Source organism: Streptomyces sp. NPDC002790, from assembly GCF_040295505.1.
GTDB lineage: Bacteria > Actinomycetota > Actinomycetes > Streptomycetales > Streptomycetaceae > Streptomyces.
On sequence record NZ_JBEOVM010000072.1, the window covers coordinates 12,972 to 32,372 of the forward strand.

Sequence of the window (19,401 nt, forward strand, 5' to 3'; positions counted from 1 at the left end):
CTGGCTCAACTAACGCTCCTGCTGGTGAGTGGGGCGGGGGTAGCTGCCGGTGTTGCCGGCCTGCCGCCCCTGCTGGATGCCCCGACGGAGATTGGTCAGCCGACCGCGCACCTCATCGGGTGCGCGCGAGACCTGAGGACCGGTCTGAGTCTGCTGCTCCTGGGCGGTTCCCGCCACAAGGTTCGCCCTCGGCACACGGCGAGGCAGACCGGAGTGGGTGACGCCACCCGCGGCGGGCTTGCGCACCCGCTCGGCCTGACGCATCAGGTCGTCGTTGGGGGACTGCCGCCAGTTGGCCTCGGCCGGGTCGGGCGACGCGGCGGGGCGTGCTGCGGGTGCGGCGGAGGGGGCCTGTGCCTGTGCCTGCGGCCGCTGCGGGAGACCCTGCTCGGGGCGTCCGCCCGGCGACTGCATGCCCTGGCCGCGGCCCTGGCCGTTCTGGTTCCGACCGTTCTGGCCCTGGCCCTGGGGCTGAGACTGAGCCTGGGGCTGGCCCTGGCTGTTCTGGCCGTGGAACCAGTTCGTCTCCAGCGTGTCGTACAGCGGCGTACGGCCGTCCCCGCCCGACGCGTCGCCCGGCGGCAGGAAGTCCTCCTGCGAGGGCTGCGCCGGGATGCCCTGGTCCTGAGCGCCGTTGCGCTGAGGCGGCTTCGGGGGCGTGAACTCGAACTGGCCGGTGTCCGAGCGGCCCTGGGGCTGCGCGTACTGGCCGGTGTTCGCCAGGTCGTTCGGCGGGCGGTTGTACTGGCCGGTGTTGGCCGGGGCGCCCTGTGCCGGGTTGAACAGACCGGCGTTCGCCGGGTCCTGGACGCGCGGGAACCGGTCGGTGCCCGACGGCTCCTGCGGGTTCTGGAACTGGCCGGTGGCCGACGGGCCGCCCTGCGGCGGGCTGAACTGGCCGGTGTTCGCCGGGTCGCTCGGGGGGCGGTTGTACTGGCCCGTGCCGGACGAGGGGTTCTGCGGGCGGGGGAAGCCGCCGCTGTCCGACGGGTTCTGCTGCTGCGCGTACCGGCCGGCTGCGGAGGGGTCGCCCTGCTGCTGGTTGTACTGACCAGTGGCCGACGGGTCGCCCTGTGCCGGGTTGAACAGTCCGGCGTTCGCCGGGTCCTGGACGCGCGGGAACTGGGCGGTGCCCGAGTCCTGCGCGTGCTGGGGCCTGCCGGCGGCCGACGGGTCGCCCTGCCGGCCGAACTGGCCGGTGATGGACGGGTCCTGGCGGTCCGTGAGGCCGCCGTCCCGGAAGCCGTTCGCCGCGTCGGGGCCGCCGGCGTTGCCGTCACGCGGGCCGAACACGTCCGAGCGGACGAACTGGCCGGAGTCCTGCGCCGGGCCGTGGCCGCCCTGCCGGGGCGGACCCTGGCGGTCGTCGCGGACGCGCGGGAAGCGGGCCGTGGAGTCCGGCTCGTCGTGACCGCGCGGAGCGTCCAGGTTCGGCTGCGCGTTCTCGTCGCTCCAACTCGGCGTACGGGGCTGCGGGTTGCCGCCCGGCAGCTCGGCGCGCGGGCCACCGCGCGGCGGCAGCACCGGGCGCCGGCCCCGCGGCTCGTTCGGGTCGCTGTGGGTGCGCTGCTGCGGCGGCACGGGACCGCCGGGGGCCTGCCCCTTGCCGAAGGCGTCGGGAGCGGAGGGACCGGAGGGGCCGGAGGAGGCAGCGGGGCCGGCAAGACCGGCGGGACCCGAAGGACCGCCCGCCGCACCGGCACCGGCCGGCGCCTGCGGGCCACCGCGCCCGGGCAGCGCCGCACGCGGCCCACCCGTACCGGCGCCGACCTGCGGCCGCCCGCCGGGCGCACCGGAGCCGCCACCGAGGAGGCCGGGCGGGCCACCGGCGTTGCCGGGCGCCTGGCCGCGCCGCGCCGCGGCGACACCGGCCGCGGCCTGCGCGGCGGCCGGACCACCGGAACCACCGGGGCCGCCCTTGCCGGAAGGCTTCTTGCCGCCCTGCGCGACATCCACGGGGAGCATGACCAGCGCGGTCGTACCACCGGAGTCGGAGGGGCGGAGCTGGATACGGATGCCGTGGCGCTGCGACAGGCGGCCGACCACGAACAGACCCATGCGGCGGGAGACGGAGACGTCCACGGTGGGCGGCGCGGCGAGCCGCTCGTTGATCGCGGCGAGGTCCTCGGGGGAGAGGCCGATGCCGGTGTCGTGGATCTCGACCAGCACCCGGCCGTCGGGCAGCGCGTGACCGGTGACCTTGACCTTGGTCTGCGGCGAGGAGAACGAGGTCGCGTTCTCGAGCAGCTCGGCGAGCAGGTGCACGAGGTCGTTGACGACGCGTCCGGCGACCTCGGTCGCGGGCACGGCGGCCAGCTCGATGCGCTCGTACTGCTCCACCTCGGACGCGGCGGCACGCAGCACGTCGACGAGCGGCACGGGCCGCGTCCAGCGGCGACCGGGCTCCTCACCGGCGAGAACGAGCAGGTTCTCGCCGTTACGGCGCATACGGGTCGCGAGGTGGTCGAGCTTGAACAGCGACGACAGCTGGTCCGGGTCGGCCTCGCGGGACTCCAGCTCGGAGATGAGCGAGAGCTGGCGCTGGATAAGACCCTGGGACCGGCGCGACAGGTTGGTGAACATCGCGTTGACGTTGCCTCGCAGGAGGGCCTGCTCGGCGGCGAGACGCACGGCCTCGCGGTGCACGTCGTCGAAGGCCGCGGCCACCTTGCCGATCTCGTCGCGCGAGTGCACGCCGACCGACTCCACGGACGTGTCGATGTCCTGCGGGTCGGACTCGGACAGCTCCCTGACCAGCTCGGGCAGGCGGTCCTGGGCGACCTGGGTCGCGGTGTCCTGGAGCCGGCGCAGCGAGCGGATCATGGACCGGGCCACGACGAAGGCGCCGACGAGCGAGACGCCGAGCACGAGCAGGATCAGCGCACCGTTGATGATGGCCGAGCGCTCGGACGCGTTGCGCAGCTCGCGGGCCTGCTGCTCCATCTGGTTGAGCAGCGTCAGCTCGATCTTGGACATTTCCTGGATGCGCGTGGTGTCCGCGTCGACCCAGTCCTTGTACGAGCGCTTGTCCTGCGACTTGATGCCGTCGGACTTCTGCAGCACACGGTTCGCGTAGGTGTCGGCGGCCTTGATCGTGGAGTTGTTCTCCTCGATCGGCTTCAGCAGCTCCTGCGCGGCCACGGCGCCGTAGACGGCCTTGAAGGACTGGAGCTGCGACTCCTGGTTCTCGGCGGCCGCGAGACCGTACTGCCGGTCGGTCTCCGAGAGCTTGCCGAACCGGGCGCTGTTGGGCGGCAGACCGGCCGCGATGATGGCGCGCTGCTCGGAGGCGTACTCCTTGGCGGAGGAGAAGGCCGAGAGGGCGCGCGTGCGCTGGATCATCTCGGGGCTGCTGGTCGCCTGCGCCATGTCCGTGGACAGGGAGAGCAGCTCGTCGACGATGCGGGCGTAGGAGTCGACGGTCTGCGAGGAGTTCGACTTGTCCTCGTACGCGCCCTGCCGGATCTTGTTGAGGTTGATCAGCTCGTGGGCGATCTGTACCGCGTGCTCTCGCACACCGTTGAGGCTGCCGGTCTCGCCTTCGGCCTTGATCTCGGTGGTGCTCTGCAGGAACGTGTCCTGGGCGCGGTCGGTCTTCTCACGCGTCGACTTGACGTTGAAGTCGCTCGTCGAGGAGCCGCTCGACAGCGGGCCCGCCGCCTGGTCGCGCTCCTCCTGGAGCGCCGTGGCCAGCTCGGTGGCGTGCTTGGTCATCTCGGTCAGCAGCTTCATGTTCTCGAGCTGCTGGATGTCGTTCAGCGACTCGGAGATACGCAGCGCGCCCAGCGAGGTGGCCGCGACCACGGGAAGCGCGAGCAGCGAGACGAGACGCGTCGAGATGCGCCAGTTGCGCAGCGCCATCCGCGAACCGGGTCCCGTGGGGACCTTGGGCCTCGCCGAGGACGGAGGTGCCGAGGCGCCCTTGCCGTCGCCATCGGAGGTGTCGACGGACGCGGTGCGTCCCGGGTTTTGGGCGTGCGGGGGCCGGGTGCCGCCGGCTGTCGGGCCGGTCCCGCCGCGCGGCTCCGGCTCCGCCGCAGCGCTGCCATCCCTGTTCTTACGTCCCTGCACTAGCGTCGCAACCTCTGGACCAGGCGCCCCGCCCGTATGCACGGACAAGACGGTGTCGGCGTCGTTCGGGGGACGACCTGAAACGTCCCCCTGTGGTCGTGAGTGACCGGCGCTGGATCCCCTCTCCGCCGCTGCTCGGCGCTGCGCTGCGCCCGTGCGCGCCGGTTGTCTACCTGCGGCGGTCCACGCGATTCCAGCACAGTGCAGGATCTCCAACAAGGCCCGAGGTGGCTGTCACACCCTGCGTGACGCGACGTAAGAGGAGGGTCACGGGACGTAGAACTCGACCTGCACCAACCCGGTCATTACCGGACTTTCCGCGTACGCCTGGGGGGTGTCCCGGTCGCCGCGATCGGGAGCGGAATAGTGGCTTCAGTCGGGTAATGTCCGTTTCGTGGGCGGGAGTTGGCGGACCGAAGTGCCCTATTTGCGATGTACCCCGTGAGCAAACTCACATGCCGGGGGTCGTAACTTCCCGGCTTTCGGCGGGAATCAGATGTTTAGCCTGACGTTTAAAAGGGATGGCACACCAGACTACGGAGAAGGTTCCCGAGCACACTCATGACGAAGACGATGATGTTCCAGAACATTGCCAACCCGCGGCGCACGACGCTGGCGCACCTCGCGGACGCCGACGAGATCCAGGCCGCACCGGCCGTACCGGAACACGCGGCATCGCTGCCCACGAACACGGCCAACCCGAAGCGCACGATCCTGATGGTGGCACCCGAGACCGCCCCCGTGGCGTAGGGCCTGTCGTTTGGGTCAGGCCCTCACAACCGCAGCGACGGCGGCAGCCCCACCGCGTTAGCCTGGGTCGGTCACACCCCACCCGGATCAACGCCAGAAAAAGGGGCGCAGCAGACCGTGCGCATCGCCAGATTCTCCATCGACGGGAACGTCGCCTTCGGCGCGGTCGAGGGCGACAAGCCAGACGAGCTCGTCCTCGACATCATCAAGGGCATCCCGTTCGCGGACTACGAGCTCTCCGGTACGAAGGTCCCGGTCAGCAAGGTCCGGCTGCTGCCCCCCGTGCTCCCGAACAAGGTGATCGCCTTCGGCCGCAACTACGCGGAGCACGCGAAGGAGCTGGGGAACGAGGTCCCGGACACCCCCTTCGCCTTCTTCAAGCCGTCGACGTCGGTGATCGGCCCGGACGCCGAGATCCAGTACCCCGGCTTCTCCGAGGAGCTGCACCACGAGGCGGAGCTCGCCGTCGTCATCGGCCGGATGTGCCGCGAGGTCCCGCGCGAGCGCGTGAAGGACGTCGTCTTCGGCTACACGGCCGCCAACGACGTGACGGCCCGCGACGTACAGAAGCGCGAGAAGCAGTGGGCGCGGGCGAAGGGCTTCGACACGTCCTGCCCGCTGGGCCCCTGGGTCGAGACCGACCTGTCCCTGGAGCAGGCCTCCGACCTCACCATCCAGTGCACGGTCAACGGGCAGCAGCGACAGCTCGGCCGTACGTCGCAGATGATCACGTCCATCGAGGACCTGATCGTCAACATTTCCGAGGCCATGACGCTGCTCCCCGGCGACGTCATCCTCACGGGCACCCCGGAAGGGGTCGGCCCGCTCAGCGTCGGCGACGAGGTCGCCGTCAGCATCGAAGGCATCGGCACTCTCACCAACAAGGTTGTCAAGCGTGGCTAGCGCACCCGTCCCCTCCTCCTCCGTACGTGTCCGTTTCTGCCCCTCGCCCACCGGTAACCCCCACGTGGGCCTGGTCCGCACCGCCCTGTTCAACTGGGCCTTCGCGCGCCACAACCAGGGCACCCTGGTCTTCCGCATCGAGGACACCGACGCGGCCCGCGACAGCGAGGAGTCGTACGAGCAGCTCCTCGACGCGATGCGCTGGCTCGGCTTCGACTGGGACGAGGGCCCCGAGGTCGGCGGCCCGCACGCGCCGTACCGGCAGTCCGAGCGGATGGACATCTACAAGGACGTCGCCGACAAGCTCGTCGAGGCCGGCCGGGCGTACCCCTGCTACTGCTCCACCGAGGAGCTGGACGAGCGCCGCGACGCGGCCCGCGCCGCAGGCAAGCCCTCCGGCTACGACGGCCACTGCCGCGACCTCACCGCCGAGCAGAAGGCCGCGTACGAGGCGGAGGGCCGCAAGCCCGTCATCCGCTTCCGGATGCCCGACGAACGGATCACGTTCAACGACCTGGTCCGCGGCGAGATCAGCTACGAGCCGGAGAACGTCCCGGACTACGGCATCGTCCGTGCCAACGGCGCGCCGCTCTACACGCTCGTCAACCCGGTCGACGACGCGCTGATGGAGATCACCCACGTCCTGCGCGGCGAGGACCTGCTCTCCTCCACCCCGCGCCAGGTCGCCCTCTACTGGGCGCTCAAAGACCTGGGGATCGCCAAGCTGGTGCCCGAGTTCGGGCACCTGCCGTACGTCATGGGCGAGGGCAACAAGAAGCTCTCGAAGCGCGACCCGCAGTCCTCGCTCAACCTCTACCGCGAGCGCGGCTTCCTCCCGGAGGGCCTGCTCAACTACCTCTCGCTGCTCGGCTGGTCCCTCTCCGCGGACCGCGACATCTTCTCCGTCGAGGAGATGGTCGCGGCCTTCGACGTCAAGGACGTCCAGCCGAACCCGGCGCGCTTCGACCTCAAGAAGTGCGAGTCGATCAACGGCGACCACATCCGCCTGCTCGACCCGAAGGAGTTCGCGGAGCGCTGCGCCCCGTGGCTGAAGGCCCCCTTCGCGCCGTGGGCCCCGGAGGACTTCGACGAGGCGAAGTGGGCGGCGATCGCCCCCCACGCCCAGACCCGCCTCAAGGTCCTCTCCGAGATCACGGACAACGTGGACTTCCTCTTCCTCGCCGAGCCGGCCTTCGACGAGGCGAGCTGGACGAAGGCCATGAAGGAAGGCTCGGACGCCCTCCTCGTCACGGCCCGCGAGAAGCTGGACGCGGCCGACTGGAACTCGCCCGAGTCCCTCAAGGAGGCCGTCCTGGCCGCCGGCGAGGCCCACGGCCTCAAGCTCGGCAAGGCCCAGGCCCCGGTCCGGGTGGCCGTCACGGGCCGCACGGTCGGCCTGCCTCTCTTCGAGTCCCTCGAGATCCTGGGCAAGGAGACGACCTTCGCCCGCATTGACGCGGCCCTGGCGAAGCTCACCGCGTAAGCACGCGCGCGTAGGCCCCTGAAAGACCCGGAAGCGGACCGCTTCCGGGTCTTTCGCGATTACGGTCGTCGTATGTCTATCCGAGCCATCGTCTGGGACATCGACGACACCCTCTTCGACTACGCGACGGCGGACACCGTCGGCATGCGCGCCCACCTCGCCGCGGAGGGGCTGCTCGACGGCTACGGGAGTGTCGAGGAGGCCCTCGTGCGCTGGCGTGCCGCGACGCGGGAGCACTGGGCCCGGTTCGAGGCGGGGGAGGCCGACTGGGAGGGGCAGCGCAGGGACCGCGTGCGCGGCTTCGTGGGGCGTGCCATGGAGGCCGACGAGGCCGACGGCTGGTTCGCCCGCTATCTCGGTCACTACGAGGCCGCGTGGAGTCTCTTCCCCGACACCGTCCCGGCCCTCGACACCCTCGCCGGCGGCTACCGGCACGCCGTGCTGTCCAACTCCTCGCTGCACAACCAGGACCGCAAGCTGCGCGTCCTCGGCGTGCGCGACCGCTTCGAGGCCGTCCTCTGCGCCGCCGAACTCGGCGTCGCCAAGCCCGAAGCGGCTGCCTTCCACGCCGTCTGCGAGGAGCTTTCCCTGGAGCCGCACGAGATCGCCTACGTCGGTGATCAGCCGGACACGGACGCCCGCGGAGCCGTCGACGCGGGCCTGAGCGGAATCTGGCTCGACCGCACGGAACTGGGCGGCAGACCCGAACTCGTACGCATCACGGGGCTCGGGCAACTGCCTGGGCTGTTGGCCGGGGATACCCGTTTTGGAGCGCAGTCCACCTTCGGGTAATGTTCTTTCTGCGCCAAGGGGAGCGGGCCGAAAGGCTGGACCCCCCGGAAGCGCAAGCCAAGCAAGATCCCCTCGGGGGTTGCGTTTCGGTGGCCTATGGTGTAATTGGCAGCACGACGGTTTCTGGTTCCGTTAGTCTAGGTTCGAGTCCTGGTAGGCCAGCTCGCAGAGCTCATCTGCAACCGTGGATATGGCATCCACAAAGCCCCCGTTGTGTAGCGGCCTAGCACGCCGCCCTCTCAAGGCGGTAGCGCCGGTTCGAATCCGGTCGGGGGTACTGTTCCGGCCAGTCCGGGACTTGCTGGGGCCCCCGTTGTGTAGCGGCCTAGCACGCCGCCCTCTCAAGGCGGTAGCGCCGGTTCGAATCCGGTCGGGGGTACGCATTGAGTTCGCAGGTCACAAGCCTTGAACTTCAGTGGTCTATGGTGTAATTGGCAACACTACGGTTTCTGGTACCGTCATTCTAGGTTCGAGTCCTGGTAGACCAGCTCGATCACGCAAGTGGTCAAGGCCCCCGTTGTGTAGCGGCCTAGCACGCCGCCCTCTCAAGGCGGTAGCGCCGGTTCGAATCCGGTCGGGGGTACTCGCGAACGATCAGACCCTTCCCGAAGCCGGGAAGGGTCTTTTTCGTGCGCGGTGACAGGTGCGTGTGCGGGTGCGGCAGTTGAACCCGGGAGCGTACAAGTCCGGCCGGTCGCTGCGGCGTTGGAGCGACCGGCCGGGAACTGGCGGGAACGTAAAGGGAGTTGTGGGTCAGCCGGTGCGGCGCAGAGCCTCGGAGAGGCGCCCCGCGGCGTCGATGATCGCCTGGGCGTGCATCCGGCCCGGGTGGCGCGTCAGACGCTCGATGGGGCCGGAGACGGACACGGCCGCCACCACGCGGTTCGAAGGGCCGCGGACGGGCGCGGAGACGGACGCGACGCCCGGCTCCCGCTCGCCGATCGACTGGGCCCAGCCTCGGCGCCTGACGCCCGAAAGGGCCGTCGCCGTGAAGCGGGCGCCCTGGAGGCCGCGGTGCAGACGCTCCGGCTCCTCCCAGGCCATCAGGATCTGCGCGGAGGAGCCCGCCTTCATCGTGAGCGTGGAGCCCACCGGGACCGTGTCCCGCAGCCCGGAGAGCCGCTCCGCCGCGGCGACGCAGATGCGCATGTCGCCCTGGCGGCGATAGAGCTGGGCGCTCTCGCCCGTGACGTCCCGCAGGTGCGTGAGCACCGGGCCGGCCGTCGCGAGGAGGCGGTCCTCGCCGGCCGCCGCCGAGAGTTCCGACAGGCGCGGGCCGAGAATGAAACGGCCCTGCATGTCACGCGCCACCATGCGGTGGTGCTCCAGGGCCACCGCAAGGCGGTGGGCTGTGGGTCTTGCCAGTCCGGTGGCCGCGACAAGGCCTGCGAGGGTCGCGGGTCCGGACTCCAGAGCGCCCAGGACAAGGGCTGCCTTGTCCAGAACGCCGACGCCGCTACTGTTGTCCATGCGTCGATACTCCCGTCTCACTCTGTGAAACGCAAGTTCAATTTCCCGTGGAACTTGCCACTCTGTACGGACACCGGCCCGCGGACCAACGGGACCGGTGGCCGACGTCCGGTACGAGGGGTACGAGCGACGGCGATCCGAATCTCTAGTTGGGCCGGCGCACCTGAAGCCGGCCGGAGGGAAAGCGATGGGTAGCACACTCGCGGAGAAGGTCTGGGACGACCACGTCGTCCGGCGCGCCGAGGGCGAGCCCGACCTCCTCTTCATCGATCTGCACCTGCTGCACGAGGTGACCAGCCCGCAGGCCTTCGACGGCCTCCGTCAGGCGGGTCGTCAGGTGCGGCGCACCGACCTCACCATCGCCACCGAGGACCACAACACCCCGACCCTCGACATCGACAAGCCGATCGCCGACCCGGTCTCGCGCGTGCAGCTGGAGACACTGCGCAAGAACGCGGCCGAGTTCGGGGTCCGCCTGCACTCCCTGGGCGACGTCGAGCAGGGCGTCGTGCACGTGGTCGGCCCGCAGCTGGGCCTCACGCAGCCCGGCACCACCGTCGTCTGTGGCGACTCGCACACCTCGACGCACGGCGCCTTCGGCGGCCTGGCGTTCGGCATCGGCACCTCGCAGGTCGAGCACGTGCTGGCCACGCAGACGCTGCCGATGTGGCGCCCGAAGACGATGGCGATCACCGTCGACGGCGAACTGCCCGACGGCGTCACCGCCAAGGACCTGATCCTCGCCATCATCGCGAAGATCGGCACCGGCGGCGGCCAGGGCTACATCCTGGAGTACCGCGGCTCGGCCATCGAGAAGCTGTCGATGGAAGCGCGGATGACCATCTGCAACATGTCCATCGAGGCCGGTGCCCGCGCGGGCATGGTCGCCCCCGACGAGACCACCTTCACGTACCTGGAGGGCCGTCCGCACGCCCCGCAGGGCGCCGACTGGGACGCCGCGGTGGAGTACTGGAAGACGCTGAAGACGGACGACGACGCCGTCTTCGACGCCGAGGTCTTCATCAAGGCCGAGGAACTGGCCCCGTTCGTCACCTGGGGCACCAACCCCGGTCAGGGAGCGCCCCTTTCGGCGAACATCCCCGACCCGGCTTCGTACGAAGACGCTTCGGAGCGGTTCGCCGCCGAAAAGGCCCTGGAGTACATGGGGTTGGAGGCCGGGCAGGCGCTGCGCGACGTCAAGGTCGACACCGTCTTCGTAGGTTCGTGCACCAACGGCCGCATGGAGGACCTGCGGGCCGTCGCCGAGATCCTCAAGGACCGCAAAATCGCCGACGGCGTACGGATGCTGGTCGTCCCCGGCTCCGCGCGTGTGGGCCTGCAGGCCGTCGAGGAGGGCCTGGACAAGGTCTTCAAGGAGGCGGGTGCCGAGTGGCGCTACGCGGGCTGCTCCATGTGCCTGGGCATGAACCCGGACCAACTCGCTCCCGGCGAGCGCTCCGCGTCCACGTCCAACCGCAACTTCGAGGGCCGGCAGGGCAAGGGCGGCCGTACGCACCTGGTCTCGCCCCAGGTCGCCGCGGCCACCGCCGTTCTGGGCCACCTGGCCTCGCCGGCCGACCTGTCCGACACCCCTGTCGCCGCTGGAGTCTGAGAGTCATGGAAGCATTCACCACGCACACCGGCCGGGCCGTCCCGCTGCGCCGCAGCAACGTCGACACCGACCAGATCATCCCCGCCCACTGGCTCAAGAAGGTGACGCGGGACGGGTTCGAGGACGGTCTCTTCGAGGCCTGGCGCAAGGACTCCGAGTTCGTGCTCAACAAGCCGGAGCGCGAGGGCGCCACCGTCCTGGTGGCCGGTCCCGACTTCGGCACCGGCTCGTCCCGTGAGCACGCCGTCTGGGCCCTGCAGAACTACGGCTTCAAGGCCGTCATCTCCTCCCGCTTCGCGGACATCTTCCGCGGCAACTCCCTCAAGAACGGTCTGCTGACCGTCGTCCTGGACCAGAAGGTCGTGGACGCGCTGATGGCGCTCGTGGAGAACGACCCGCAGGCCGAGATCACGGTCGACCTTCAGGAGCGCGAAGTTCGGGCCGAGGGCGTCACGGCGTCCTTCGAACTGGACGAGAACTCCCGCTGGCGTCTGCTCAACGGGCTCGACGACATCAGCATCACGCTGCGGAACGAGGAGGACATCGCCACCTTCGAGGCGAAGCGTCCGGCCTTCAAGCCGCAGACGGTCCAGCTCTGAGCCGACCGGCTTCCCGCGGATCCCGAACGGATCCGTAGCCGAGCAAGGCTTATTCAGGCCACATCCACAGGGCCCCGTACCCCCAATCGTGCACCGGTTGGGGGTACTTCTGTGTCCGGCTCCCGAGCCCCTTCCGGGCGCCGCGGGAGGGGGTGTCGGGGGCCCTCAACTCCCTTGAATATCAAGGGTGTTCCAGGGGTACGCGTGTGTCGGTGGCACTCTGGGCGAGCGGCTCGTGCGAGGCTCCAGAAGGGCCTTCTGGGGCGGGAGTTGCACCCTGCGGAGGCGACAACTCGCCCCAGATGGCACAATCTGTGCATGGAACACGACGGCCAACTCCAGCTGTACGCGGCGGTCGCGGACCAACTCAAGGAAGCGCACGCCAGAGTGCGCACACTGCAAGTCCCGGAGGGCGTACGGATGGCGCTGACCCGGAAGCTGCTGGCCGTCACGGCCGCGGCCAAACACGATCTCGCCGGTGCGGCAAGGCGTCTGGAGCGATTCATGGCGGACCTCGACGACTTCGAAGAGGGCTCCATCACTGAAGAGGAACTCTGAGACTGTCCAGTTCGTTGCGGCACAAGGGTGATTAGCCCGTTTCGCGTTTGATTTGCGGTATATATCTGCCTAACGTGCGAAAAAGCCGGTGCGAAAGAGATTCGTTCCGGCAATGTCTCCGAAGGGGAAGACGTGAACAAGGCGCAGCTCGTAGAAACCATTGCCGACAAGGTCGGTGGCCGTCAGCAGGCCGCTGACGCGGTCGACGCCGTACTCGACGCCATCGTCCGTTCCGTGGTCAGCGGTGACCGCGTCTCGGTGACGGGCTTCGGCTCGTTCGAGAAGGTCGACCGCCCGGCCCGCTACGCCCGCAACCCGCAGACTGGGGAGCGTGTCCGGGTCAAGAAGACGTCGGTGCCGCGCTTCCGTGCGGGCCAGGGCTTCAAGGACCTCGTCGCGGGTTCGAAGAAGCTCCCGAAGAACGACGTCGCGGTCAAGAAGGCGCCCAAGGGCAGCCTGAGCGGCGGCGCTTCGGCGACGGTCAAGAAGGCCGCCGCCAAGAAGGCGACCACCGCCAAGAAGGCCGCCGCGAAGAAGGCGACTCCGGCGAAGAAGGCCGCCACGGCCAAGAAGGCCACGGCGAAGAAGACCACCGCCAAGAAGGCGACGCCGGCCAAGAAGGCGACTCCGGCGAAGAAGGCCGCCACGGCCAAGAAGGCCACGGCGAAGAAGACCACCGCCAAGAAGGCGGCCCCGGCGAAGAAGGCGACCGCCAAGAAGACGGCGCCCGCCACGAAGGCCACGGCCAAGAAGGCGCCCGCCAAGAAGTCGACGGCGCGCAAGACCACCGCCAAGAAGGCCACCGCTCGCAAGAAGTAAGTCGCTTCTCGGGCGTAGCCACAAGGTTGCTCACGCGTCGGGCCGGGCTCCCTTCGGGGAGACCGGCCCGCGGTGTGTCCAGGGGGCCTCACCTGGCCCCACGGGGTTTTCAGAAAGTCTGCAGGGTCACCAGAGTGATCTGCCGCGCGTCGGCCGCGCCTTCGGTGTCCTGCACCTCGATACGCACCCGCTGCCCGGGGCGCAGCAGCCGCAGGCCGCCCGCGTCGAAGGCGGCGGCGTCGAAGGGGACGGGCGTGCCGTCGTCCAGGAGGACGCTGCCGGCACGGGTTTCGGGGTCGTACGTGTACGCGGTGGCCTGCATACGGGCAGCGTACTCAGTCCGGGATCAGGAGCCCCGCTGCGGCCCTCGCGGTGTGCGGGCCCACGCCGAGGGCGAGCGCCGCCCGCAGGTCCTCGCCGGTGTCGACGTCCTGGCGTACGGAGTGGACGCCTTCGAGGGGGAGTTCCGCGGCGCCGGACGCCGTGTGGCGGGCGCGCGACGCCCCGCCGAATGCGGGCAGCAATTCCGTGCCGGGGCCCGCGGACAAGAGTGTTGTGCCGATTCCGGCGGCATCGGGCAGAAATGCGCGGGGGAATGCGGCGGCCGTCGAGAGAACGCGGGCCAATTCGGAGGGCCGCAGAGCCGGCAGATCGGCGTTCAGAGCGGCTATGGCGGCGGTCCGGCGTGCGGAGCGCACGAACGCCGCTCCGTGCGCCAGCGCCGCGTTGAGGCCCGCCTGCGGGGGGTCGGGGACCACGTGGGCGCCCAGGGCCGTCAGTTCGCGCTCCGCGCGGGGATCGTCCGTGACGACCACCACATCCCGCACGGCCGCACAGGCCCCCGCCGCGGCCACGGTGTCCTGGGCGAACGCCAGGGCGAGGCCTGGGCGCAGGGCGTCTCCCGCCGTCGGGGCCAGTCTGCTCTTGGCCCGCACCAGCGGTTTCAGCGGTATCACCAGGGTCCACTGCACGCGCCCATTGTGACCTGTGCATGAGGTGCGGCTGTCTGCGCGGGCGTACGGTGTTCTCGACAGGCCGGTGGGCCGGGGCGAGACTTGTGCGGCCCTGGCCCCCCTAGAGGAAGGTGTCCGAGTGTCCCGCCGCAGAATCGGCTTCTGGTACCGCTTCGCCGCGGTCCTCTGCAAACCACCGCTGGTGGTTCTGTTCAAGCGGGACTGGCGTGGAATGGAGAACATTCCGGCCGACGGAGGCTTTATCACCGCGGTCAACCATAATTCGCATCTGGATCCGTTCCTCTACGCCCACTTTCAGTACAACACGGGACGGGTCCCGCGTTTCCTCGCCAAGCACGGCCTCTTCAGGAAGGGGTTCGTGGGCGCCGCGATGCGCGGTACGGGACAGATTCCGGTCTATCGCGAGTCCACGAACGCGCTGAGCGCCTTCCGTGCCGCGATCGACGCGGTGGAGCGCGGTGAGTGCGTCGCCTTCTATCCGGAAGGAACGCTCACCCGCGACCCCCAATTGTGGCCGATGACCGGTAAGACGGGTGTCGCGCGCGTGGCTCTGCAGACCAAGTGCCCGGTGATTCCGGTCGGCCAGTGGGGCGCCACCGAAGCGCTCGCGCCGTACTCCAAGAAGCCGCACTTCTTCCCGCGCAAGACGCACCACGTGCTCGCCGGCGCCCCGGTCGACCTCTCCGCGTACTACGACAGAGAGATCACGCCCGACCTCCTCAAGGAGGTGACCGATGTCATCATGGCCGCGATCACCGCCGAGGTGGAGGTGCTGCGCGGCGAGAAGGCCCCGCAGAAGCGTTACGACCCCCGCGAGGCCCGCATCCAGCAGCGCCGCAAGGCGCAGGCGGCCAACGGCAAGTCGCAGGCGGAGAGCGGCAGTTCAGTAGTGAGCGGCACGAGCGAGGAGAGCAGCAAGTGACCCGACCCGTGAAGGCCGCCGTCTTCGGCACCGGCTCCTGGGGCACCGCATTCGCGATGGTGCTCGCGGACGCGGGCTGCGACGTCACCCTCTGGGCCCGCCGCGCCGAACTCGCCGAGGCCGTCAACTCCACGCGTACGAACCCGGATTACCTGCCCGGTATGGAACTCCCGGAGAACGTGCGGGCGACCTCCGACCCGGCCGAGGCCGCGGCGGACGCCGACTTCACGGTGCTCGCCGTGCCCTCGCAGACGCTGCGCCAGAACCTGGGGGAGTGGGCCCCGCTGCTTGCTCCCGACACCGTTCTCGTCTCGCTCATGAAGGGTGTCGAGCTCGGTTCGGCGATGCGCATGAGCGAGGTCATCGAGGACGTCACGAAGGTCGGCGAGGACCGCATTGCGATCGTCACCGGGCCCAACCTCGCGCGCGAGATCGCCGCCCGGCAGCCCGCCGCCGCGGTCGTCGCCTGCCGCGACGAGTCCGTGGCCCGGCGCCTCCAAGTCGCCAGCCACACCCCGTACTTCAGGCCGTACACGAACACCGACGTGATCGGCTGCGAGTTGGGCGGCGCGGTCAAGAACGTCATCGGGCTCGCCGTCGGCATCGCGGACGGCATGGGGCTCGGCGACAACACGAAGGGCTCGCTCATCACGCGCGGGCTCGCGGAGACGACGCGGCTCGGGCTCGCCATGGGCGCCGACCCGCTGACGTTCTCCGGGCTCGCGGGCCTCGGCGACCTCGTGGCCACCTGCTCCTCGCCGCTGTCGCGCAACCACACCTTCGGCACGAACCTCGGCAAGGGCATGACCCTTCAGGAGACCATCGCGGTCACCAAGCAGACCGCCGAGGGCGTCAAGTCCTGCGAATCGGTGCTGGATCTGGCGCGCCGCCACGACGTCGACATGCCGATCACGGAGACCGTCGTCGCGATCGTCCACGAGGGCAAGGCCCCGGTCGTCGCGGTGAAGGAGCTCATGTCGCGCTCCGCCAAGCCGGAACGACGCTGAGAGCCTCTCTTTGAGTCGGCGGCACAGCTGGGGCCTGTCGTCAAACTCCCGCCTGCCCGGCGGGCGACGACGGGAGTTTGACGACAGGCCCCAGGCTCTGGGGGCGCTGACTCTTGTACTACCAGCAGGTACGCTCAACGCGATATGAGCAGCGAGAACCTCCCCCAGAGCCCTGCGTCCACCGCAGGTGGGCCCAAGCCGCGTGTGGCCGTCGTCTTCGGTGGCCGCAGCTCCGAGCACGGCGTCTCCGTGGTCACGGCGGGCGCCGTGCTGCGCGCCATCGACCGCTCCAAGTACGACGTGCTGCCGGTCGGCATCACACGTGAGGGGCGTTGGGCGCTGACGACGGACGATCCGGAGCGGATGGCCATCACCGACCGCCAGGTGCCGGACGTCGCCGATCTCGCCGAGTCGTCCGAGGGCGGCGTGGTCCTCCCGGTCGACCCGATGTCCCGCGAAGTCGTCTACAACGAGCCGGGATCCGTCCCCAAGGCCCTCGGCGAGGTCGACGTCGTCTTCCCCGTACTGCACGGCCCGTACGGCGAGGACGGCACCATCCAGGGCCTCCTGGACCTCTCCGGAACCCCGTACGTCGGCTGCGGTGTGCTCTCCTCGGCCGTCGGCCAGGACAAGGAGTACATGAAGCGCATCTTCACGTCCTTCGGACTGAAGGTGGGGCCCTACTTGGTGATCCGCCCCCGCGAGTGGGAGCGGGATCAGGAAGGCGCCCGCCGCCGCGTCGCCGACTTCGTCGGGGACCACGGCTGGCCGCTGTTCATCAAGCCCGCGCGCGCGGGTTCGTCGATCGGTATCACGAAGGTCGATTCCTTCGACGGGCTCGACGAGGCGATCGAGACCGCCCGTGAGCACGACCCGAAGGTGATCGTCGAGGCCGGCATCGTCGGGCGCGAGATCGAGTGCGGGGTCCTGGAGTTCGAGGACGGGCCGCGTGCCTCCGTCCCGGCCGAGATCCCGCCGGCCGACTCCCACGCCTTCTACGACTTCGAGGCGAAGTACATCGACTCCGCCGCCGGCATCGTGCCCGCGCCGCTGAGCGAGGAGCAGACCGCCGAGGTCCGCCGGCTCGCCGTCGACGCCTTCGAGGCGATGTCCTGCGAGGGGCTCGTGCGGGCGGACTTCTTCCTCGACGAGGAAGGCGAGTTCGTCATCAACGAGATCAACACGCTGCCGGGCTTCACGCCGATCTCCATGTACCCGCGGATGTGGCAGGAGACCGGGGTCGAGTACCCGGAACTCGTGGACCGGCTCATCCAGGCGGCACTGCGACGGTCGACCGGACTGCGGTAGACCGCCCCTCCCATGACAAGCCCTCTAGTCGGCGATCCCCTTGGGGATCGCCTTCTTGATGGGGCCCGCCAGGTCGACGAGGGAGCCCGCCCCGTTCTTGGTGACCTCGTCCTTGGGGATCGTCACCTCTACGTAGGCGAGGCGTCCGCCCGTCGTCATGCGCTGCGCGCCGCCGTCGAGTTCGTCGGCGACCCAGCCGACGCCGTCGATCGTCGCCGTGTTGCTGCTCGTCTTCAACGCCGCGTCGGGCCACGGCACGCCGCAGCGCAGTATGATCGCGGGGCTTCCCCACGCCGCGGTGAGCTCCGAGCCCGGTTCGGGATCGTTGCGCTCGAGTCCGTCGACCTTCTCCGGCAGGACCTTGTCCAGGTTCCGGCACAGCTTGGCGGCCTTCGCGTCCGGAGTGGGAACCGCCGCCTTTGGCGCCTCGTCCGTCGAAGCGCAGCCCGCGGCGGCGATCAGCAAGGAGAGCGAGGGCACCGCGATGGACAGGCGGCTCAGCCGGCCGTGCCGGATCCGGTGACGATATGACTTCACCGGCACAGCGTAGACGGGGACTACAGGTGGACGACCGGGCAGGTCAGAGTGCGCGTGATGCCGTCCACTTGCTGGACCTTGGCGACCACCATGCGACCCAGTTCGTCGACCGTGTCCGCCTGCGCGCGCACGATCACGTCGTAGGGGCCGGTGACGTCCTCGGCCTGGATCACTCCTGGAATCTTCCCGATCAGCTCGGCGACGGTCGACGCCTTGCCTACTTCGGTCTGGATCAGGATGTACGCCTGTACCACGGAACCTCCAGGGCGGCCACGAGGATCATCACGAGGATCATGTGGGAGAAGGGACGCCACGTTATCGCGTCACCGCTCGTCGCGGGGAGACCCGGTGGCGGCTGTGGTGTCCGACGGACGTGGAAGGCAGGCCCGTGACAAGAACGGTACCCATGACAGAGACGGCCCGCGACCGCAAGCGGGCCGGGGCATACGGCCCTGGCGGGCGGCAGCGAACCAGGGCAGAAAGGGCAGTACGCGCATGAAGGGCACCGTCGGCGAGTTGGGGGAGTTCGGCCTCATCCGGGAGTTGACCTCCCGGCTCACCACCACCCCGGCCGTACGCATCGGTCCCGGCGACGACGCCGCCGTGATCGCCGCGCCGGACCGCAGGGTCGTCGCCAGCACGGACGTCCTGCTGGAGAACCGGCACTTCCGGCGCGACTGGTCCACCGCGTACGACGTCGGGCGCAAGGCCGCGGCGCAGAACCTCGCCGACATCGCGGCCATGGGCGCCGTGCCGACGGCGCTGCTCCTCGGCCTCGTGGTGCCCGCCGAACTGCCCGCGTCCTGGCCGTCGGAGCTGATGGACGGGTTGCGCGACGAGTGCCAGGTGGCGGGCGCCGCCGTGGTCGGTGGTGATGTCGTGCGCGGCGACACGATCACCGTGGCGATCACCGCGCTCGGCGACATGCAGGGCCACGAACCGGTGACCCGGGCCGGCGCGCAGCCCGGCGACGTCGTGGCCGTGACCGGCTGGCTGGGCTGGTCCGCGGCCGGATATGCGGTGCTCTCGCGCGGTTTCCGTTCGCCCCGCGCCTTCGTGGAGGCGCACCGCCGCCCCGAACCGCCGTACCACGCGGGTCCCGCGGCGGCCGGGCTCGGCGCCACCGCCATGTGCGACGTGAGCGACGGGCTGATCGCCGACCTGGGCCACATCGCCGAGTCGAGCAAGGTCCGTATCGACATCAAGTCGGGGCAGGTGGATGTGCCCTCGCAGATGAGCGACATCGGCCAGGCCGTCGGCGTCGATCCGCTGCAATGGGTGCTGAGCGGGGGAGAGGACCACGCGATCGTGGCCACCTTCCCGCCGTCCGTGAAGCTGCCCGCGCGCTGGAAGGTGATCGGCGAGGTGCTGGGCCCCTCGGCGCTGTCCCGGGTGACCGTGGACGGGGCGCCCTGGACGAACCAGGGCGGCTGGGACCACTTCGGGGACGGTGACGACGGGTTCGCCGGGGGCGAGATCGAGTCGTGAGGCGCGGGGGGGGGGGGGGCCCCCCCCCCCCCCCCGGGGGGGGAAAAACGCCGGGGATGGGGGAAAAAAAAAACGGGCCCCCCGGGGGGCCCCGTGTTAAAAAAAACA

At 69.8% G+C, this 19,401-nt stretch carries 18 protein-coding genes and 5 tRNA genes; 17 read left to right on the forward strand and 6 right to left on the reverse strand.

The genetic code is table 11. The features are described 5' to 3' along the window. Window positions 1-9 precede the first annotated feature (9 nt). The gene (locus tag ABT004_RS25860) at window positions 10-4,071 is read right to left on the reverse strand and encodes a sensor histidine kinase (RefSeq protein ID WP_351341338.1); all 4,062 of its coding nucleotides are present in this window, start codon (window positions 4,069-4,071) and stop codon (window positions 10-12) included. A 561-nt stretch (window positions 4,072-4,632) separates the two neighbouring features. Here ABT004_RS25860 and ABT004_RS25865 point away from each other — a divergent pair. The 9 genes from ABT004_RS25865 to ABT004_RS25905 all read left to right on the forward strand — a co-directional run bounded on the left by ABT004_RS25865 (window position 4,633) and on the right by ABT004_RS25905 (window position 8,582). Next, a complete protein-coding gene (locus ABT004_RS25865) occupies window positions 4,633-4,821 on the forward strand; it encodes a hypothetical protein (protein ID WP_351341341.1) in 189 nt (62 codons plus the stop codon). A gap of 117 nt (window positions 4,822-4,938) precedes the next feature. Next, entirely contained in the window at window positions 4,939-5,724 is a 786-nt protein-coding gene (locus tag ABT004_RS25870; RefSeq protein ID WP_351341344.1) for a fumarylacetoacetate hydrolase family protein, read from the forward strand. Then, a complete protein-coding gene (gltX, locus tag ABT004_RS25875; protein WP_351341347.1) occupies window positions 5,708-7,207 on the forward strand; it encodes a glutamate--tRNA ligase in 1,500 nt (499 codons plus the stop codon). Before ABT004_RS25870 ends, gltX begins: the two co-directional genes overlap by 17 nt. Before the next feature lie 72 nt (window positions 7,208-7,279). Then, complete coding sequence (locus ABT004_RS25880) at window positions 7,280-7,999, forward strand: HAD family hydrolase (protein ID WP_351341350.1); 720 nt, start codon at window positions 7,280-7,282, stop codon at window positions 7,997-7,999. Between the two features lie 90 nt (window positions 8,000-8,089). Continuing rightward, window positions 8,090-8,161, forward strand: a tRNA-Gln gene (locus ABT004_RS25885). Between the two features lie 42 nt (window positions 8,162-8,203). Further along, window positions 8,204-8,276 (forward strand) — tRNA-Glu (locus ABT004_RS25890). 29 nt (window positions 8,277-8,305) lie between these two features. Next, window positions 8,306-8,378, forward strand: a tRNA-Glu gene (locus ABT004_RS25895). A gap of 37 nt (window positions 8,379-8,415) precedes the next feature. Continuing rightward, a tRNA-Gln gene (locus tag ABT004_RS25900) sits at window positions 8,416-8,487 on the forward strand. Window positions 8,488-8,509: 22 nt separating this feature from the next. Beyond that, a tRNA-Glu gene (locus ABT004_RS25905) sits at window positions 8,510-8,582 on the forward strand. Window positions 8,583-8,752: 170 nt separating this feature from the next. Here ABT004_RS25905 and ndgR read toward each other — a convergent pair. Then, window positions 8,753-9,469, reverse strand: coding sequence for an IclR family transcriptional regulator NdgR (gene ndgR, locus ABT004_RS25910; protein ID WP_351341353.1), 717 nt, complete (start codon window positions 9,467-9,469; stop codon window positions 8,753-8,755). 187 nt (window positions 9,470-9,656) lie between these two features. Between ndgR and leuC the strand changes: the two genes are divergently transcribed. From leuC to ABT004_RS25930, 4 genes are all read left to right on the forward strand, one after another. After that, entirely contained in the window at window positions 9,657-11,081 is a 1,425-nt protein-coding gene (gene leuC / locus ABT004_RS25915; RefSeq protein ID WP_351341356.1) for a 3-isopropylmalate dehydratase large subunit, read from the forward strand. A gap of 5 nt (window positions 11,082-11,086) precedes the next feature. Beyond that, window positions 11,087-11,680 (forward strand): 3-isopropylmalate dehydratase small subunit, encoded by a 594-nt coding sequence (gene leuD / locus ABT004_RS25920; RefSeq protein WP_351341359.1) that lies wholly within the window; start codon window positions 11,087-11,089, stop codon window positions 11,678-11,680. A 318-nt stretch (window positions 11,681-11,998) separates the two neighbouring features. Next, the gene (locus ABT004_RS25925) at window positions 11,999-12,238 is read left to right on the forward strand and encodes an SCO5555 family protein (protein WP_266714505.1); all 240 of its coding nucleotides are present in this window, start codon (window positions 11,999-12,001) and stop codon (window positions 12,236-12,238) included. Window positions 12,239-12,370: 132 nt separating this feature from the next. Further along, window positions 12,371-13,057, forward strand: a complete 687-nt coding sequence (locus ABT004_RS25930) for an HU family DNA-binding protein (RefSeq protein ID WP_351341363.1) — start codon at window positions 12,371-12,373, stop codon at window positions 13,055-13,057. A gap of 109 nt (window positions 13,058-13,166) precedes the next feature. On the opposite strand, the gene ABT004_RS25935 is transcribed toward ABT004_RS25930, so the two are convergent. Together ABT004_RS25935 and cofC are read right to left on the reverse strand one after the other, a co-directional pair. Next, the gene (locus tag ABT004_RS25935; protein WP_351341366.1) at window positions 13,167-13,379 is read right to left on the reverse strand and encodes a hypothetical protein; all 213 of its coding nucleotides are present in this window, start codon (window positions 13,377-13,379) and stop codon (window positions 13,167-13,169) included. A 13-nt stretch (window positions 13,380-13,392) separates the two neighbouring features. Beyond that, a complete protein-coding gene (gene cofC / locus ABT004_RS25940) occupies window positions 13,393-14,028 on the reverse strand; it encodes a 2-phospho-L-lactate guanylyltransferase (protein WP_351341369.1) in 636 nt (211 codons plus the stop codon). Window positions 14,029-14,149: 121 nt separating this feature from the next. Here cofC and ABT004_RS25945 point away from each other — a divergent pair, with 121 nt between their 5' ends. From ABT004_RS25945 to ABT004_RS25955, 3 genes are all read left to right on the forward strand, one after another. Beyond that, window positions 14,150-14,953 (forward strand): lysophospholipid acyltransferase family protein, encoded by an 804-nt coding sequence (locus tag ABT004_RS25945; RefSeq protein ID WP_351341372.1) that lies wholly within the window; start codon window positions 14,150-14,152, stop codon window positions 14,951-14,953. Then, window positions 14,950-15,960 (forward strand): NAD(P)H-dependent glycerol-3-phosphate dehydrogenase, encoded by a 1,011-nt coding sequence (locus ABT004_RS25950; protein WP_351341375.1) that lies wholly within the window; start codon window positions 14,950-14,952, stop codon window positions 15,958-15,960. The genes ABT004_RS25945 and ABT004_RS25950 overlap by 4 nt, the downstream gene beginning before the upstream one ends. Before the next feature lie 144 nt (window positions 15,961-16,104). Continuing rightward, on the forward strand, window positions 16,105-17,268 hold the full coding sequence (locus ABT004_RS25955) for a D-alanine--D-alanine ligase family protein (RefSeq protein WP_351341378.1): 1,164 nt from the start codon (window positions 16,105-16,107) through the stop codon (window positions 17,266-17,268). A 24-nt stretch (window positions 17,269-17,292) separates the two neighbouring features. Here ABT004_RS25955 and ABT004_RS25960 read toward each other — a convergent pair whose 3' ends face one another. Together ABT004_RS25960 and ABT004_RS25965 are read right to left on the reverse strand one after the other, a co-directional pair. Further along, window positions 17,293-17,805, reverse strand: a complete 513-nt coding sequence (locus ABT004_RS25960) for a DUF3515 domain-containing protein (protein WP_351341381.1) — start codon at window positions 17,803-17,805, stop codon at window positions 17,293-17,295. 20 nt (window positions 17,806-17,825) lie between these two features. Beyond that, a complete protein-coding gene (locus ABT004_RS25965; RefSeq protein ID WP_016642988.1) occupies window positions 17,826-18,059 on the reverse strand; it encodes an Lrp/AsnC family transcriptional regulator in 234 nt (77 codons plus the stop codon). 241 nt (window positions 18,060-18,300) lie between these two features. On the opposite strand from ABT004_RS25965, the gene ABT004_RS25970 reads away from it, so the two are divergent. After that, window positions 18,301-19,293: a thiamine-phosphate kinase gene (locus ABT004_RS25970; protein WP_351341384.1), complete on the forward strand. Its 993-nt coding sequence runs from the start codon at window positions 18,301-18,303 to the stop codon at window positions 19,291-19,293. Window positions 19,294-19,401 lie beyond the last annotated feature (108 nt).

Excerpts from the sequence above, each read along its gene's own strand:
- ABT004_RS25925 (WP_266714505.1), top strand. The coding sequence starts at position 11,999 with ATGGAACACGACGGCCAACTCCAGCTGTACGCGGCGGTCGCGGACCAA.
- leuD (WP_351341359.1), top strand. The coding sequence starts at position 11,087 with ATGGAAGCATTCACCACGCACACCGGCCGGGCCGTCCCGCTGCGCCGC.
- ABT004_RS25970 (WP_351341384.1), top strand. The coding sequence starts at position 18,301 with ATGAAGGGCACCGTCGGCGAGTTGGGGGAGTTCGGCCTCATCCGGGAG.
- leuC (WP_351341356.1), top strand. The coding sequence starts at position 9,657 with ATGGGTAGCACACTCGCGGAGAAGGTCTGGGACGACCACGTCGTCCGG.
- ABT004_RS25955 (WP_351341378.1), top strand. The coding sequence starts at position 16,105 with ATGAGCAGCGAGAACCTCCCCCAGAGCCCTGCGTCCACCGCAGGTGGG.
- ABT004_RS25935 (WP_351341366.1), bottom strand. The coding sequence starts at position 13,379 with ATGCAGGCCACCGCGTACACGTACGACCCCGAAACCCGTGCCGGCAGC.
- ABT004_RS25880 (WP_351341350.1), top strand. The coding sequence starts at position 7,280 with ATGTCTATCCGAGCCATCGTCTGGGACATCGACGACACCCTCTTCGAC.
- ABT004_RS25865 (WP_351341341.1), top strand. The coding sequence starts at position 4,633 with ATGACGAAGACGATGATGTTCCAGAACATTGCCAACCCGCGGCGCACG.
- ndgR (WP_351341353.1), bottom strand. The coding sequence starts at position 9,469 with ATGGACAACAGTAGCGGCGTCGGCGTTCTGGACAAGGCAGCCCTTGTC.